General features: G+C 37.7%; 12 protein-coding genes, 2 tRNA genes and 2 rRNA genes. 3 read left to right on the top strand and 13 right to left on the bottom strand.

Annotation, left to right across the window (positions count from 1 at the left end; genetic code table 11):
* Positions 1–3: 3 nt before the first annotated feature.
* The 3 genes from pdhA to porV all read right to left on the bottom strand — a co-directional run bounded on the left by pdhA (position 4) and on the right by porV (position 2,834).
* A complete protein-coding gene (gene pdhA, locus P163_RS07540) occupies positions 4–1,005 on the bottom strand; it encodes a pyruvate dehydrogenase (acetyl-transferring) E1 component subunit alpha (RefSeq protein WP_034889208.1) in 1,002 nt (333 codons plus the stop codon).
* A gap of 108 nt (positions 1,006–1,113) precedes the next feature.
* Complete coding sequence (cdd, locus tag P163_RS07535) at positions 1,114–1,596, bottom strand: cytidine deaminase (RefSeq protein WP_034894080.1); 483 nt, start codon at positions 1,594–1,596, stop codon at positions 1,114–1,116.
* An 80-nt stretch (positions 1,597–1,676) separates the two neighbouring features.
* Positions 1,677–2,834, bottom strand: coding sequence for a type IX secretion system outer membrane channel protein PorV (gene porV, locus P163_RS07530; RefSeq protein ID WP_034889206.1), 1,158 nt, complete (start codon positions 2,832–2,834; stop codon positions 1,677–1,679).
* 354 nt (positions 2,835–3,188) lie between these two features.
* Between porV and gldJ the strand changes: the two genes are divergently transcribed.
* Together gldJ and P163_RS07520 are read left to right on the top strand one after the other, a co-directional pair.
* Positions 3,189–4,877 (top strand): gliding motility lipoprotein GldJ, encoded by a 1,689-nt coding sequence (gldJ, locus tag P163_RS07525; protein ID WP_034889204.1) that lies wholly within the window; start codon positions 3,189–3,191, stop codon positions 4,875–4,877.
* A 150-nt stretch (positions 4,878–5,027) separates the two neighbouring features.
* Complete coding sequence (locus tag P163_RS07520; protein ID WP_034889202.1) at positions 5,028–6,323, top strand: UDP-N-acetylmuramoyl-tripeptide--D-alanyl-D-alanine ligase; 1,296 nt, start codon at positions 5,028–5,030, stop codon at positions 6,321–6,323.
* Between the two features lie 187 nt (positions 6,324–6,510).
* Here P163_RS07520 and P163_RS07515 read toward each other — a convergent pair.
* The 8 genes from P163_RS07515 to P163_RS07480 form a co-directional block, all read right to left on the bottom strand.
* Positions 6,511–6,585: transfer RNA gene (locus P163_RS07515), tRNA-Val, on the bottom strand.
* Between the two features lie 70 nt (positions 6,586–6,655).
* Positions 6,656–6,730 (bottom strand) — tRNA-Val (locus P163_RS07510).
* Positions 6,731–6,986: 256 nt separating this feature from the next.
* Positions 6,987–8,207: a bifunctional folylpolyglutamate synthase/dihydrofolate synthase gene (locus P163_RS07505; protein WP_231556176.1), complete on the bottom strand. Its 1,221-nt coding sequence runs from the start codon at positions 8,205–8,207 to the stop codon at positions 6,987–6,989.
* The gene (locus P163_RS07500) at positions 8,208–9,023 is read right to left on the bottom strand and encodes a hypothetical protein (RefSeq protein WP_034889198.1); all 816 of its coding nucleotides are present in this window, start codon (positions 9,021–9,023) and stop codon (positions 8,208–8,210) included. It lies immediately after the preceding gene.
* A 25-nt stretch (positions 9,024–9,048) separates the two neighbouring features.
* Positions 9,049–9,453 (bottom strand): ExbD/TolR family protein, encoded by a 405-nt coding sequence (locus P163_RS07495; RefSeq protein ID WP_034889196.1) that lies wholly within the window; start codon positions 9,451–9,453, stop codon positions 9,049–9,051.
* A gap of 2 nt (positions 9,454–9,455) precedes the next feature.
* Positions 9,456–10,157 (bottom strand): MotA/TolQ/ExbB proton channel family protein, encoded by a 702-nt coding sequence (locus tag P163_RS07490; protein ID WP_034889194.1) that lies wholly within the window; start codon positions 10,155–10,157, stop codon positions 9,456–9,458.
* A gap of 59 nt (positions 10,158–10,216) precedes the next feature.
* Complete coding sequence (locus tag P163_RS07485) at positions 10,217–11,443, bottom strand: Glu/Leu/Phe/Val dehydrogenase dimerization domain-containing protein (RefSeq protein ID WP_034889192.1); 1,227 nt, start codon at positions 11,441–11,443, stop codon at positions 10,217–10,219.
* Positions 11,444–11,508: 65 nt separating this feature from the next.
* Positions 11,509–12,570, bottom strand: a complete 1,062-nt coding sequence (locus P163_RS07480) for an anhydro-N-acetylmuramic acid kinase (RefSeq protein ID WP_034889190.1) — start codon at positions 12,568–12,570, stop codon at positions 11,509–11,511.
* 92 nt (positions 12,571–12,662) lie between these two features.
* Here P163_RS07480 and P163_RS07475 point away from each other — a divergent pair, with 92 nt between their 5' ends.
* Positions 12,663–13,805 carry an acyl-CoA dehydrogenase gene (locus P163_RS07475; RefSeq protein WP_034889188.1) on the top strand — a complete coding sequence of 381 codons (1,143 nt, stop codon included), beginning with the start codon at positions 12,663–12,665 and terminating at the stop codon, positions 13,803–13,805.
* Positions 13,806–14,282: 477 nt separating this feature from the next.
* Here the strand turns inward: P163_RS07475 and rrf are convergent.
* Together rrf and P163_RS07465 are read right to left on the bottom strand one after the other, a co-directional pair.
* Positions 14,283–14,392, bottom strand: a 5S ribosomal RNA gene (gene rrf / locus P163_RS07470).
* A gap of 147 nt (positions 14,393–14,539) precedes the next feature.
* A 23S ribosomal RNA gene (locus P163_RS07465) occupies positions 14,540–17,369 on the bottom strand.
* Positions 17,370–17,484 lie beyond the last annotated feature (115 nt).

The raw sequence follows: 17,484 nt of genomic DNA, 5'->3' as shown, positions 1-17,484 counted from the left end.
AATCTACTCTACTTTATTTGATAGGAATGGATAATCTTTTTGCTCATAAACAGCATCGTACATTAAGCTCTTATCTGGATAATCAGATTCTTCAGCAAATTGTTCACATTCAGTAACTAAATCCTTAACGCGCTTATCTATAGCTTTAATCTCTTTTTCGGTAGCATACTTTTTATCTTTAATAATATCCAAAACCTGAGTAATTGGATCTATCTTTTGATATTCTGCAACTTCGTCTTTAGTTCTATATTTTTGAGCATCACTCATTGAGTGACCTCTATACCTATAAGTTTTTAATTCCAGAAACGTTGGTCCGTTACCAGAACGAGCTCTATCGATAGCTTCAGACATAGCTTCTGCAACTTTAATAGGATTCATAGCATCTACAGGTCCACATGGCATATCATACGCTAATCCCATTTTCCAGATATCTGTACTTTTAGAAGTTCTGGCTACAGATGTTCCCATTGCATATCCATTATTCTCTACACAGAAAACTACTGGTAAATTCCAGTTTACAGCCATCGTTAGGGTTTCATGAAGAGAACCTTGACGCATAGCGCCATCTCCCATAAAAGTTAACGTTACAGCATCTCTTTTAAAATATTTATCTGCAAATGCTAGACCCGCCCCTAATGGAATCTGACCACCAACAATTCCGTGACCTCCATAAAAACGGTGCTCTTTAGAAAATATATGCATAGAACCTCCCAAACCTTGAGAAGTACCGGTCTTCTTTCCATAAAGTTCTGCCATTACTCTTTTAGGATCTACACCCATACCAATAGGCTGAACGTGATTTCTATAAGCAGTAATCATTTTATCTTTTGTAAGATCCATTGCATGTAAAGATCCAGCAAGGATTGCCTCTTGACCATTATATAAATGCAGGAAACCTCTCACTTTTTGCTGAATATAAACTTGTGCCAGTTTATCTTCAAACTTACGCCAGAATAGCATATCCTCGTACCACTTCAAATAGGTGGCTTTGGTAATTTTCTTCATCTACAAATTAATTTAAGGCCGGACAGTGGTTTTTGCCTAGCGGATAACAAAAATACTATTTTCAATAAGAATTGAAAACAGTTTTAATATTAAAAAATAACGAAATCGTTATAGATATGCATTATCAAATAATAAGGGTAAAAGCTCCTTTAATGAATGTGCTTTTACCACTTTCCCAGATTCGCCCATAAAATAGATCTCTATAGGAGCATCCTGTTTCACTTCATATTCTGCAATAGCCTGCCTGCATGCTCCACAAGGCGCAATAGGACTTACAACTCTATGATTCATAGACTTAGCAGAAAGCGCCATTTTTAAAATCTTTGCTTGCGGATATTTAGCTCCTGCATAATAAATAGCAGTTCTCTCTGCGCAAAGTCCAGATGGATATGATGCATTCTCCTGGTTAGAACCTACTACCACCTCTTCATTATCTAAAAGTATGGCAGCTCCAACTTTAAATTTAGAGTATGGAGCGTATGCATTATCCCTAACTTCAAATGCACTGTGCATTAGCGCTTGAATATCTGATGGCAACTCTTCAAAAGAGTCATAAACCTCCAAATTTGAGGTAATTGAAATAGATTTCATTTTATAATAAAATTTTAAAGGCCGCATAACTGCAGCCATTTTTTTTTAAAACTATTTAAGATCAAAAAGTATAATATAATCTAGTTATTTGTGTAAGCCTCCCCAAAATTAAACGTGAGGCCAAATCTCAAAGTACCTTCTAATGGGCTCACCACTTTGGAAGTGGAGAATAGATAGGAAACATCTATAATTACTGGAGCGTATTTAAAACCGGCTCCTATAGCTACAAATTTTCTAGAACCTTTAGTATCGCTTTCATTAAAATATCCAGATCTCAGTGAAAATGCATCTCTGTAAACATACTCACCCCCAAATGCCCAGGTTACTTCTCTCAATTCTTCAGAAAAACCATCTGGAGCGTCCCCAAAAGATTTGAATATACCTTCTATGGCTCCAATATTATTGTATTCTTCTTCATCAAAACTATCTATCTTTCCGTCATTATTAAAATCTTTTGGAGTAGGTACCAACAACTTATTAAACTCAACATAAGTTCCTAGCCTATTGTCTGCATCAAAAATAAAATCAAAACCTCCCCCAACTTTTAAATTGGTAGGAATAAAATTTTCCTGCCCTACTTCATCATACTTTATCTTCGGACCTATGTTGGAAAGATTAGCTCCTGCTCTAATTCTACCATCAAAATTTGATAGCACTATAGGTTCGCTTTGATAGAATGCTGCTACGTCCACTCCAAAACTTGAAGCTGCAGTGGCATCTTCCGTATTTACAGAAAGTTTAAGATCAGACCTTAAATATCTACCCGCTACTGCCATAGAGAAATTTTCATTTAATTTTAAAGAGTAAGATAGATCTAAAGTCATTTCGTTAGGACTTAAAACTAATGGAGATTCATCAAAACCTCCTTGTGCCTCAATAGATCCTAAACTAAAATATCTTAAACTTGCGGCTACAGCACTTCTATCATCTAACTTATTGAAATAAGTAAGATTCCCTAGAAATATATCATTTACAATATTGCTTAGGTACGGAGTATAAGACACACCTACTCCTTGTTGTGATTCTGAGAATGCATATTTTGCCGGATTCCATTGTTGCGAAAAGGCATCTGCAGAAGTGGCAACCCCCTGATCTCCCATACCGGCGGCCCTAGCATCTGCAGCAATTAGTAAAAAGGGAACTGCAGTTGTAATTACCCTATCTCTTTCATCTTGAGAATAACCTTGCATAGTAGATAAAAAGGCAACACCAAGAAATAGAATCGTAATTTTTCTCATCACTTCAATAAATGTTTAACAAATATATATTTTTATTCTTGTTAAGCTAACTCCCTTTTGTCTTTATTGTTGAAGTTTACTCAGTTTCATTTCAATATTATATGTTCATTTATAACTAATATGTGGTACATATATTGCTTTTACAAAATGTAATATATTCAATAATACTTAAAATTATTCGGAAATATAACATATATTAAGATCAAAGTTCAATATTTACAGCAAATTTCAAAATGCACACCAACAAGAATACTAGGAGATTAGGGTATTTTGAATCTATTAAAATAATCTTGTAATTTTCGCGTTAATTACTATATTGCAAAGCCTAAATTACTACATAAAGAGAACAAAAATATGAGGACTAATGTTGCCTTTAAAACACTATTTGCTATCGCGTTAGGCGCTAGCTTATTCAGTTGTAACAATTCCAAAGATTACAAAAATAACTCGAGAGCAACCGGCTGGGATATCAATTCTAAAGACGGTGGTTTTCAATATAAGACAGACTATAAGGAGCAGGAAGCTGGTCCGGGTCTTATTTTTGTAGAAGGAGGAACCTTTACTATGGGTAAAGTTCAAGATGACCCAATGCACGATTGGAATAATACGCCAACTCAACAGCATATTCAGTCTTTCTATATGGATGAGACAGAAGTTACCAATATGATGTATATGGAGTATCTAGACTGGTTGAAAAATGTATTCCCACCAGAAGAGGCCAATTATAGAAATATTTACACAGGTGCTGTACCAGATACTTTAGTTTGGAGAAACCGCCTTGGTTTTAACGAAACTATGGTGAATAACTACCTTCGCCACCCTGCTTATGGTAACTATCCCGTGGTTGGCGTAAACTGGATACAAGCTGTAGAATTTAGCAAGTGGAGAACAAACCGTGTGAATGAATTAATGTTAGAGAAAGAAGGTTTCAGTAAAGAAGGAGCCAGATTTACAGACATTAGCGCTGGTTCTACTTTTGATACAGAAACTTATTTGAATGCACCTAGCAAAGTTTACGGTGGTAATGATGAAGTTACTCGTGGTGGTAAAAATGCTGATAAATTAGGAACTGCAGCTGAAACCGGCGTAGATGGAGAACCTGGAAGCGGAGCGAAAAATATCTATGTACAACGTAAAGATGGAGTGTTATTACCAGAGTACAGACTTCCTACTGAAGCTGAATGGGAATACGCTGCTCTTGGAATGGTTGGAATTAGAAATTACAACGCTTACCGCGGAAGAAAGAAATATCCATGGGACGGACAATACACACGTTCTGGAGAAGCTCAAAGCCAAGGAGATCAACTAGCCAACTTTAAACAAGGAAGCGGAGATTATGGTGGAATTGCAGGATGGAGCGATGATGGCGCAGATATTACTGCGGAAGTTAAATCTTATGAACCTAATGATTACGGTTTGTATGATATGGCAGGAAACGTTGCAGAATGGGTAGCAGATGTATACAGACCTATTGTAGATGATGAATTTAACGATTTTAACTATTATAGAGGAAACGTCTATACTAAGAATTCAATTAATGAGGACGGTTCGGTAAAAATAGTAGCTCCAGACGGAGTTCAATTTGACACTTTAAGCAACGGGAAGATCGTAGCGAGAGGGTTACCAGGAGAAATTGCTCAAGAGCCTATTACAGAAATGGACACTTATTTAAGAACCAATTTTTCTGAAAGCGATAACAGAGACTATAGAGATGGAGATAAGAGCTCATCTAGATACTATGAGCCTTTTAACGAAATTTCAAGCCCATCTAAGAGAATGTATAACTCTCCTAATTTTGCAACCTCTTCAGATAGTTTAGGAAATGTAAAACCTAAGTATGACGACTCTGAAAGAACTACTTTAGTAAGTAATGAAGTTAGAGTTTACAAAGGTGGATCTTGGAGAGATAGAGCATACTGGTTAGACCCGGCGCAAAGAAGATATTTCCCACAAGATATGGCAACAGACTTTATAGGTTTTCGCAATGCAATGTCTAGAGTTGGATCTAAATCACAAAATAAAAACAAAACAGCAAGAAATTAAATTCTTATAACCTCTTTATAAAGACGGTTTAAAAAGTTTTCAAATTTGTTATAATTGATCTAGTATAGATTCTAATTTAAGAATCTAATAGAAGATTTTAAATTGACAAAAATGAATCTTTTTAAACCGTTTTTCTTTTTAAATTTATAGATGAAAATAGCTCAATTACACCAAATTTTTCTTGAAAGCAGCGGAATAACTACGGATACTAGGAATGTGAAGAAAGATCAACTTTTCTTAGCGCTAAAAGGAGATAACTTTAATGGTAACAAATTTGCTAGAGATGCCATTAGAAAAGGAGCTTCCTATGCTGTTATAGACGAATTGGAAACCTCAAGCGATAATGAACAACTCATTGTTGTAAATGATGTTCTCACAACATTACAACAACTGGCTAACTATCATAGAAATTATCTCAAAATTCCAATTCTAGCAATTACCGGAAGCAATGGAAAGACCACGAGTAAAGAACTAATAAACGCAGTACTAAAGCGTAAATTTGAAACCGTAGCAACTCAAGGGAATCTAAATAACCATATTGGCGTGCCACTAACCTTGCTTTCAATGAAAAGCACTACAGAGTTTGGTATTGTAGAAATGGGCGCTAATCATGCCAAGGAGATTGCAAGTCTTTGCAAAATTGCAGAACCAGATTATGGTTATATAACTAATTTTGGAAAAGCACATTTAGAAGGTTTTGGAAGCTTAGAAGGTGTAATAAAAGCTAAAAGTGAATTATATGAATTTCTAAGAGCTAATAATAAACTGTTATTTCTGAATTTAGACGACCCTAACCAATTAAATCAAACCTTAGACACGAATCACTACACTTTTGGAAAAAATTCTAATTCCAACGTACAAATTGATTATGTAGAGAACAATAAGGTAGCTGCAATTAAAGCAGACAATCAATCCTACATATCTAGCCTTACCGGATCTTATAACTCTATAAATATAGCTGCAGCAGTAACTATTGGAAAATACTTCAAAGTCCCTGTAGAGAGCATAAAAAAAGCAATTGCAGAATATAAATCAGAAAATAACAGATCGCAGATTGTAAACCTTAAGGATTGCACGGTAATTATGGATGCTTACAATGCGAATCCTACAAGTATGACTGCCGCAGTAGAGAGTTTCAAAAATTTACCTACAGCTAATAAGATGGTTATTTTAGGAGATATGTTTGAGCTTGGAGATAGTTCAAAATTAGAGCATGAACAAATTATTGAGCTTTTAAAAAAATTGAACTTCAATAGAAATTTCTTAGTAGGAAAGCACTTCTTCAATACGAATAACAAAGCAACCAATCTTTATAAGTTTAAAGATTTTGAAGAGCTAGCTGATACTATAAAAAAAGAAGAATTTAAAGACACGCACATACTTATAAAAGGATCTAGAGGAATGGCATTGGAAAGAGTACTGGACCTACTTAAGGCCAAGAGTTAAATTATGGATAGGGTTTATAATTGGCTTCTAATTCTAGAGGCCATTTTTTTAAAAGAGTTTTTAAAATTAAACCTATTAATACTGATATGTACAGCTATGACAAAAATTACAAATTAATCACAAATCTTAAACTTCAATAAAAATTAGCAATAAAAAAAGGCTCCCATATAATGGAAGCCTTTTTTCGTGGGCAATGAGGGATTCGAACCCCCGACCCCCTCGGTGTAAACGAGGTGCTCTGAACCAACTGAGCTAATTGCCCGATGCTTTTAAGCAAAGGTATAACAGTAAATTTTAACCAAAGCACTACTAAAATTTGCGCTCCTTTTGTGTGGGCAATGAGGGATTCGAACCCCCGACCCCCTCGGTGTAAACGAGGTGCTCTGAACCAACTGAGCTAATTGCCCGCTTTCGCGTGATTGCGGATGCAAATATAGTCCAGATTTTCTATTTCGCAAACAATAAATTAAAAAAACAATATATTTTTTTCAAGTCAACTTTTATGCTCTATCACCGTCTTAACCTAGCCTTACACAAGACGCTTAATATCAAATATTTATAAGAAGCTATAGTGATTATCCTTAGAGAAATGTCGCCCGAGTAAAACGTTAAAATATTATTCTATCTGATTAAAATGCAGAAAATAGACTCTAAAAACTATGTTTAGAGTACCTCTGCGACTACAAATGTACTACCACCAACAAAAATAACGTCAGATGCATCGGCGCTTTCTAGTGCAGTAGCATAAGCTACATTTACAGAAGAATAGACTTGTCCTGTTAACTCACATACATTGGCACTTTTCTGTAATAAATGCGCATCCAAACCTCTTGGTATATTAGGTCTACAAAAGTAATAGATAGCTTTCTTTGGAAATAACGGTAGCACTTTGCTTAGATCTTTATCATTAACCACCCCTAACACTATATGTAGTTTCTTATAGGGCTCTAGTTCTAACTGCTTCATCACATAAGTTAATCCTTCAGCGTTATGAGCGGTATCGCAAATAACCTTTGGAGAATCCTGAAGGACATCCCACCTTCCACGCAAACCCGTATTTACAATTACATTTAAAAGTCCGTTTTCTACATCTTTGTAACTTATTTTCCAACCAGTACTATTAAGTATTCCTAGTGCTGTAACTACAGTTTGAATATTATGTTGTTGATAAGAACCCTTTAGATCTGAAGTAAGATCTGTTTGCAACTCATCTTCAGCAAAAATAATTTTCGCATTTAAGTTAGCTGCTTTTTGTTGAAACACTGGTTTTGTCTCCGGTTGATTTTCGCCAATTACTATGGGAATGTTTTTCTTAATAATTCCTGCTTTTTCTCCTGCAATTACTTCTAAAGTTTCCCCTAACATTGCGGTATGATCTAAACCAATATTGGTGATCACAGAAAGTTCTGGAGTAATAATATTCGTAGAATCTAACCTTCCTCCTAATCCAACTTCTATTATAGCGATATCTACTTTCTCTTCAGCGAAATAATTGAAGGCCATTCCCACACTCATTTCAAAAAATGAAAGCTGATTCTTCTCAAGAAATTCCATATTCTCAGAAATGAAGTGAACCACCTTCTCTTCCGGTATTTCCTTTCCGTTAATCTTTATGCGCTCTCTGTAATCTTTTAAATGAGGAGAAGTATATAAACCAACCTTATAACCCGCCTCTTGAAAGATAGAAGCCAGCATATGACTGGTAGATCCCTTTCCGTTAGTACCACCAACGTGAATAGATTTAAACTGTCTTTCAGGGTTTTTTAAATGCTCAGAAAGCAAAATTATATTGGTGAGATCTTTTTTGAATGCGGTAGTGCCTACTCTTTGAAACATAGGCAACTGCTGAAACATCCAATCAACAGTTTGAGAATAGTTAAGCACTTATTCAGATAATTTGAAGTTATAGATAATTACACCAACTTGCTTTGAAGGTGCTTTAGCGTCACTATTAAACTTAGTAGCCATTGCTGCTCTTCTTGCAGGGTCTGTTAAACAGGTTGCGTTATTGGTAGTACCTTTAACACCGGGGATGGCTTTTGTAACCTGACCGTTCTGATTAACCTCAATTTGAACCACAACAATTCCAGACTCATTACAATCTTGCACGAATCTCTCCTTATTAAGCGCTCTACGACCTCCTAATTTGTAATTGCCATCACCATCAAGTCCTTTTCCATTACCATAATAAGAACTGGCATTTGGATCACCATCTCTACTTCCTTTGTCTCCTGCAACATTATCGTTTCCTTCGCCTCCAGAGGCTGTACCATCACTTCTAGGTCCATTTAAAATGCTACTCATAGCATCTGTAGTAGATTTATCTGGCGTTGGATCTGGTTTTTTTGCAGGCTCTACTTTTTTAGGGGGAACTATTGGTTTTTGTTTAACTACAGGTTTTTTTTCTACCTTCTTTTCAATAACAGGTGCCTCTACATTTTCCTGAGTTACAACTTCCTCTACCACAGGCTTTGGTTGTGAAACAACAGGTTGTGAAGCTTGCTTTGGAGCAGATTTAATAGCTTCTGTAGGCTGTTTTTCTCCAGAGCCAACATCAGAAGTTCCAAAATTAATAGCAATCCCATTTTCTGGGGGAGGATCTAAAAACGTTAATCCGAAGAAAATTAATATCAATAGAAGCAACACGTGTAATACTACCGTGATGGTAAGAGATTTCTTTTCGTGTTTAGTTTTAAGCATATTTACTTATAGTTCTATTTTGCTTCTAATTTTTCTCACTTTCTGGCTTCACAGCTAATACGATCTTATATCTATTTCTGTTAGCAATATCCATCACATTTACTGCTTTTTCAATTGGCACACCTTCTTCTGCTCTTAAGATAATAGTTGGATCTTCTACTCCTGTAAGTTTAGATATCAAAGTGCTTTCCAGCGCACTTTGACTTACCCTGTCATTATCAATATATACTTGTAGATCTTTTGTAATACTTACAGATAAACTGGAAGTATTTGTGGTCTTTCCTTTAGCTTTAGGCAAAATTAGATCTAAAGCTTCTGGAGTAATTGCCGGAGAGGTTAGCATGAAAAATATCAATAACAAGAATACAATATCTGTCATTGAGCTCATGCTAAAATCTGCGCTTACTTTATTTCTACTTCTTAAATTCATAATTAAGCTGGTTCATTTAATAGATCAAGAAAATCTACAGCTGTTGCCTCCATTTGATGAACCACTTTATCTGTTTTTACCACTAAGTGATTATAACCTATATATGCAATAATACCCACAATTAAACCAGCAACTGTAGTGGTCATTGCAGTATATATACCTTCTGCTAATAATCCCATCTCCGCCTGTCCACTGCTTGTAGCTAGGGTATGAAAAGCTAACACCATTCCTATTACAGTTCCTAAGAATCCAATCATTGGTGCTGCACCGGCAATGGTTGCCAAAATACTTACATTCTTTTCTAATTTATAAACCTCTAACCTACCTGCATTCTCAATAGCAGTATTGATATCTTCTAACGGACTTCCAATTCTAGAAATTCCTTTTTCAGTTAATCTTGCTACCGGAGTATTGGTTTGCGCGCATCTTATTTTTGCAGATTCTATATTACCGTTAAGTACACTATCTTTAATTTGAAGCATAAAATTCTTATCAACTTCGGTAGCTGCTTTTATAGCAAACAACCTTTCAAAATAGATATAAACGGCGGCAAATAAAAGGATAAAAAGTATCCCGATAATTATCTGGCCTCCCACGCCACCACTTAGCATTAGATCAAATAACGACAGGGTTTTTTCTTCTACAACCGGTTCCACATCTTGGGCAGCTTGTGCCAGGTCACCTTCTTGGAAAAAGTACATCATAAATAAGTATAGGTTTTTTAATGTAACGTGAGATTAGTATTTTAATTGTAAAGATATCATTAAACCAATTGCTTTAACGCAATTTCAAAAGCGGTTCTACTAATATTTGTTTTTGAATTATCTGAGTTATACGTATTCTGAATTGCATTTCTAATAGTTGCAGAAGTATCATTAAATATAGACTCATCTGTCATCTGCACTCTTCCTTCCATAAAATAGGCAAAAACTCTAGCCATACCACAGTTTGCAATAAAATCTGGAATTACACTTACTTTCTCGTCGGTATGCTCCATAATAGATCCAAAGAAGATCTCTTTATCTGCAAAAGGAACATTAGCACCACTAGAAATTACTTCTAACCCACCTTTAATAAGATTATCAATTTGGTTTTGAGTAACTAATCTAGAAGCTGCACACGGTGCAAAAATATCAGCATTCAAATTCCATATCTTCTCATTGATCTCTTCAAACGGAATTAGATTATCGTGCTTTAACGTATTTCCATCTTTATTCAAGAAAAGTGCTTTCATTTCTTCAAAAGTGAAACCTTCTTCATTTATTAAACCTCCTACACGGTCAATAATTCCAATAACCTTCACTCCAATTTGAGAAAGATAATAAGCTGCTGCAGAACCTACATTTCCAAAACCTTGAACAATTGCTTTCTTTCCTTTAAGATCTCCACCATAAATATCGTAATAATGATGAACAGCCTCTGCAACTCCATAACCGGTGATCATATCTGCTACAGTATATTTCCTACTCACATCTGGAGAAAAATCTTCATTTTCTAATACTTTAATTACCCCGTGACGTAATTGACCAATTCTATTGATCTTATCTGCTTCTGATGGTTGAAAATGTCCGTTAAAAACACCTTCTTGAGGATGCCATACACCACAATCCTCGGTAATTGGAATTACTTCATGTATTTCATCTACGTTAAGATCTCCACCGGTTCCATAGTAACTTTTCAATAAAGGAGAAACAGCTTTATACCAACGTTCTAAAACTCCTTTTTTACGAGGATCATTTGGATCAAAATTAATTCCTGATTTTGCTCCACCAATAGCAGGCCCGGAAACGGTAAATTTCACTTCCATGGTTTTTGCCAAAGAAAGCACTTCATTCATATCAAGACCTTGTCTCATTCTGGTTCCTCCACCTGCAGCACCACCTCTTAAAGAGTTGATCACTGTCCAGCCTTCAGCCTCAGTTTCACGGTCTTTCCAGTTAAATACTATTTCAGGAGCTTTATCTTCGTATATCTTAAGTAATTCTTTCATATATAATTCAGTTTGATCGCAAATATAAAAAACAAATATGCGGTTAAGTTGGATTTTCTAAAAATTTAAAGTTCAAATATCACGCCAGAAGAGTGGTCATGAGCGGCTCCGGTAACAGAACTTAACACATTATTTTCACCAAGTAATTTTAACACTCCTAAGAACCCAAAAATTAGAGCTTCTTTATAGTTGATAATAGTTGCTGAAGGAATTTCAATCTTAGTCTTGGTTCGCTTCTGAATTAATTCTATCAAAAAAGTATTAAAACTTCCTCCTCCAGTAATCAGTACTTTAGATGATGTTAAATTATCGAGATTTTTTGTAATCTGAAGCGCAACATGGTGTGTAAACGTGCATAAAATAGAAGGAATATTCTCTTCATACTTCTGAAGAATAGGAAAAACATTTTCATTCACCCATTCTATTCCTAAAGATTTAGGTGGATTTTTTTTATAGAAATCTAAATTTTGAAGTTCTTCTAAAAGTTCTATATTCAATTGGCCAGCTCTAGCAATCTTTCCTTCATCATCATAATCATAACCTAACTTTTCAGCATAAAAATTTAAAACGGTGTTCACAGGGCAAATGTCGTAGGCAATTCTAGTGATATTCTCTGTAGAAATATTTGCGAACCCACCCAAGTTTAAGCAATAGTTATATTCATGAAACAACAGATCATCTCCAATTGGAACTAAGGGTGCACCTTGACCTCCCAATGCAACATCACCTACCCTAAAATCACAAACCACATTCTCTTTTATTAAAGTTGTCAATTCAGGAAGATTGCCAATTTGGAGCGTATAATTATTTTCAGGTTCATGCTTAATAGTATGCCCGTGAATACATACAGCATCTAAGTTGTTGACACCATTCTCTTCTTTGAATTTATTTATTTGTGCAGCTAAATAAGCAGTATAATCATTATTTAAAACAGCTAATTGTTCGTCATTAAAATGAATTGCATTTGACAGTCTAGTCTTCCATATAGCAGAGTACGAATAAGTGGTAGCATTTTCTATGGAGAAACTCCAAGATTTAGACCTAGTAAATGTAACAAGAGCAATGTCGATTCCATCTAGAGATGTTCCAGACATTACCCCCAAAACTTTAAACCTATTTTTTTTCATATTCGTAAAAATAATTATTCTTTATTGAATAATAGGGGTCAAAATCTTATCTTTGCTGACAAAAAATTGAATTTTTAAAATAAATTGACCATATGGATTTTAAACTTACAGAAGAGCATATAATGATTCGGGATGCAGCAAGAGATTTTGCAAAATCTGAACTGTTACCAGGGGTGATTGAGCGTGATGAAAAACAGGAATTCCCATCCTCTCAGATCAAAAAAATGGGAGAATTAGGATTTCTTGGAATGATGGCATCTCCAGAATATGGCGGTGGTGGAATGGACACTGTATCTTACGTTCTTGCAATGGAGGAAATTTCTAAAATAGATGCATCTGCATCTGTAGTAATGTCTGTAAATAACTCTTTAGTATGTTGGGGACTGGATACTTTTGGATCTGAAGAGCAAAAAAAGAAATATCTTACTAAACTTACTACTGGAGAATCTATAGGAGCTTTTTGTTTATCTGAACCGGAAGCAGGAAGTGATGCAACTTCTCAAAGAACTACAGCAATAGACAAAGGAGATCACTACGTTTTAAACGGAACTAAAAACTGGATTACTAACGGTAGTTCTGCAGACTTTTATTTAGTTATAGCACAAACAGACAAGGAGAAAAAGCACAAAGGTATCAATGCCTTTATAGTAGAAAAAACCTGGGAAGGATTTGAGATAGGACCCAAAGAACAAAAATTAGGAATTAGAGGTAGTGATACACATTCCCTTATTTTTAACGATGTTAAAGTTCCAAAAGAAAATAGAATAGGAGAAGATGGATTTGGGTTTAAATTTGCGATGAAAACTCTAGCGGGTGGAAGAATAGGTATTGCAGCGCAAGCATTAGGAATTGCTGCTGGAGCTTATGAATTGGCTTTAGAATACTCAAAGGTTAGAAAAGCATTTGGTACTGAGATTTGCAATCACCAGGCTATAGCGTTTAAATTAGCAGATATGCACGTTTCTATAGAAGCTGCAAGACATTTGGTGATGAAAGCAGCTTGTGATAAAGATAATGGTGGTGATTATGACCTTTCAGGAGCCATTGCTAAACTATATGCATCTCAAGTTGCTATGGATGTTTCTGTAGAAGCTGTTCAAGTGCATGGTGGGAACGGATATGTAAAAGAATATCATGTAGAACGTTTAATGCGTGATGCTAAAATTACGCAGATCTATGAAGGAACCTCAGAAATTCAGAAGATCGTAATTTCCCGAAGTATTTTAAATAAATAGCAATTATCTTAATATATATTTTGAAGCAGCCTTAGGGCTGCTTTTTTTAGATCTATACTTTATAACACTCAGTAAAATCTACTCCTCAAGTTATATATAGCACGTTAGAGAACATAATACTTTAGCAATATAATAGTAGTATCTCTATTCGATTAGTGCGTCCCGCTAAACCGGATGGTTTATCGCCGGGCTTTTCGCGCTACGTGGTAGCTTGCTACAATCCCTGGCAGAGTCAGCATCAAATTCTAATATAAAAACACACCACCCCATCTGGAGGTAATCTCCAGATGGGGTTGTGTATTTTATATAGGAACTGAAGTGTTGCGAATTGGGTATATAAAACAACAACACCCTTTCCGGGATATCGTTATCCGGAAGGGGTTTTATGATGTTTAACGCTGGGTTGTTCCTATTTTTCCTATTTGAGTATAGGGTATAAAAAAACCCCTTCATCTGGTGATGAAGGGGTTTTCAAAAACAAGGCGACGACATACTCTCCCACAATACAGCAGTACCATCTGCGCTAACGGGCTTAACTTCTCTGTTCGGAATGGGAAGAGGTGAGCCCCGATGCAATAGCCACCTTAAATCTTTAAGCAGTGATACACTCCAAAGTGTATAACTAACTTCTAATAACATAACATATATAGGAAATAAACAATAGAAGAAAATTAGATAAATAACAATGCAATTAGATAGGTTTTTCGCTCCCATCCTATTACTAGGATGGGAACTGCACTAAGCTTTACGGATTATTAGTACCACTCGGCTATGACATTACTGCCTTTACACCTATGGCCTATCAACGTGGTAGTCTCCCACGGTCCTTTAAAGAAATCTCATCTTGTGGTGGGTTTCGCGCTTATATGCTTTCAGCGCTTATCCCTTCCGAACGTAGCTACCCAGCAATGCCACTGGCGTGACAACTGGTGCACCAGAGGTTCGTCCAACTCGGTCCTCTCGTACTAGAGTCAGATCCACTCAAATTTCTAACGCCCACTGTAGATAGAGACCGAACTGTCTCACGACGTTCTGAACCCAGCTCGCGTGCCACTTTAATGGGCGAACAGCCCAACCCTTGGGACCTTCTCCAGCCCCAGGATGTGACGAGCCGACATCGAGGTGCCAAACCCCCCCGTCGATGTGAGCTCTTGGGGGAGATCAGCCTGTTATCCCCGGCGTACCTTTTATCCTTTGAGCGATGGCCCTTCCATGCGGAACCACCGGATCACTATGCTCTACTTTCGTACCTGATCGACCTGTATGTCTCTCAGTCAAGCTCCCTTATGCCATTGCACTCTACGCACGGTTACCAAGCGTGCTGAGGGAACCTTTAGAAGCCTCCGTTACTCTTTTGGAGGCGACCACCCCAGTCAAACTACCCACCAAGCATTGTCCTTCCATTGGAAGTTAGGCTTCAAACAAGTAAAGGGTGGTATTTCAACAATGACTCCACCACACCTAGCGATGCAGCTTCAACGTCTCCCACCTATCCTACACATCACTTGTCCAAAGTCAATACTAAGCTATAGTAAAGGTGCACGGGGTCTTTTCGTCCCACAGCGGGTAATCGGCATCTTCACCGATACTACAATTTCACCGAGCTCATGGTTGAGACAGTGTCCAGATCGTTGCACCATTCGTGCAGGTCGGAACTTACCCGACAAGGAATTTCGCTACCTTAGGACCGTTATAGTTACGGCCGCCGTTTACTGGGGCTTCAATTCAATGCGTCGCCGAAGCTAACATCTCCTCTTAACCTTCCAGCACCGGGCAGGTGTCAGGCCCTATACGTCATCTTTCGATTTAGCAGAGCCCTGTGTTTTTGATAAACAGTCGCCTGGACCTCTTCACTGCGGCCCATCCGAAGATGGGCGACCCTTCTCCCGAAGTTACGGGTCGATTTTGCCTAGTTCCTTAACCATGAATCTCTCGAGCACCTTAGAATTCTCATCCCAACTACCTGTGTCGGTTTACGGTACGGGCTGCCACCACTTGCTTTTCTTGGAAGTCGATTTGCTAGATTATCACGCCGGCCGAAGCTTTTGTGTACTATCGCCGTGTTACCACTGGCTTCAACGTACTATTCCGTCAGTACGCACTAACTTTTCGCCTCCGTCACGTTTAACGTGGGGCAGGTACAGAAATATTAATCTGTTGTCCATCCACTAACCCATTCGGGGTCGCGTTAGGTCCCGACTAACCCTCAGCTGATTAGCATAGCTGAGGAAACCTTAGTCTTTCGGTGTGCGGGTTTCTCGCCCGCATTATCGTTACTTATGCCTACATTTTCTTTTCTAATTAGTCCAGCATACCTCGCAGTACACCTTCAACCCTATTAGAATGCTCCCCTACCACTTACAGTAATCTGTAAATCCATAGCTTCGGTAGTATATTTATGCCCGATTATTATCCATGCCGAACCGCTCGACTAGTGAGCTGTTACGCACTCTTTAAATGAATGGCTGCTTCCAAGCCAACATCCTAGCTGTCTGGGCAGTTCAACCGCGTTTTTTCAACTTAATATACATTTGGGGACCTTAGCTGATGGTCTGGGTTCTTTCCCTCTCGGACATGGACCTTAGCACCCATGCCCTCACTGATAAAAATCATTTTATAGCATTCGGAGTTTGTCAGGAATTGGTAGGCGGTGAAGCCCCCGCATCCAATCAGTAGCTCTACCTCTATAAAACTAAATTATCGCTGCACCTAAATGCATTTCGGGGAGTACGAGCTATTTCCGAGTTTGATTGGCCTTTCACCCCTACCCTCAGGTCATCCCAAGACTTTTCAACGTCAACGGGTTCGGTCCTCCACTATGTGTTACCACAGCTTCAACCTGCCCAAGGGTAGATCACACGGTTTCGCGTCTACCACTACCAACTACAGCGCCCTATTAAGACTCGCTTTCGCTACGGCTCCACCTCTTAAAGGCTTAACCTTGCTGGCAACGGTAACTCGTAGGCTCATTATGCAAAAGGCACGCCGTCACCCCTAAAGGCTCCGACCGCTTGTAAGCGTATGGTTTCAGGATCTATTTCACTCCGTTATTCACGGTTCTTTTCACCTTTCCCTCACGGTACTGGTTCACTATCGGTCTCTCAGGAGTATTTAGCCTTAGCGGATGGTCCCGCCAAATTCATACAGGGTTTCTCGTGCCCCGCACTACTCAGGATACCACTATCAATAACGCTCTTTACCTATACGGGACTATCACCCTCTATGGTCACTCTTTCCAAAGTGTTCTAATTCATTACGCATCAAATATCGTGGTCCTACAACCCCAATAAGTCCGTAAACTCATTGGTTTGGGCTAATGCGCGTTCGCTCGCCGCTACTTGCGCAATCACTATTGTTTTCTTCTCCTCCGGGTACTTAGATGTTTCAGTTCCCCGGGTTCGCCTCCTTGCGGATAATACATCTTCAATGTACTGGGTTGCCCCATTCGGATATCTGCGGATCAATTTGTGTGTGCCAATCCCCGCAGCTTTTCGCAGCTTATCACGTCCTTCATCGCCTCTGAGAGCCTAGGCATTCCCCATACGCCCTTATTTAGCTTATGTGCTTTTACCTAATTTGCTCTGTTATTATTAAAACGCCGTGCAGCAGTTCTAATAACAACGATTATTATTTATTCTTTTGCACTTACAATGTAATTGTAAGCACCTAATGTTTCTCG

The sequence above is a fragment of the Gillisia sp. Hel_I_29 genome (assembly GCF_000744275.1).
Lineage (GTDB): Bacteria > Bacteroidota > Bacteroidia > Flavobacteriales > Flavobacteriaceae > Gillisia.
Note: the sequence above shows the minus strand (reverse complement) of the source record. Positions and strands in the feature narration are given on the sequence as shown.